Below are 306 nucleotides of genomic sequence, written 5' to 3' on the forward strand. Positions count from 1 at the left end.
CTTGAGCAGTACCGCAACGACGGGCGGTTCCGATTCGACTTCGGGGACGCCGGAGCAAGCATGGGCCTCACTGATGAGGCCTTCGACGGCGACGATGTTTTCGAGAGAGACCATGTTGGGCTTAGCCACATCGGTTTCGCCTACGACCTCTCGGGCTACGATTCCAACGACCACGACTCGCCTATCGAGCGGCGGGTTGCTGTGTTCTACTGTGACCTGATCACACTCACCCCGGAGCACCAGCGACGGTGGGAGACCTACCAGGTGCCCGACGATGGTCTGGAACCACATCCGATCTGGTGGGGG

The 306-nt window shown here is 61.1% G+C and carries 1 pseudogene; it reads left to right on the plus strand.

From position 1 onward, the window contains the following. A pseudogene (locus BIU91_RS03475) lies at window positions 1–306 on the plus strand (hypothetical protein); the annotation flags it as partial.

It is taken from the genome of Curtobacterium sp. MMLR14_002 (assembly GCF_001864975.1).
Taxonomy (GTDB): domain Bacteria; phylum Actinomycetota; class Actinomycetes; order Actinomycetales; family Microbacteriaceae; genus Curtobacterium; species Curtobacterium flaccumfaciens.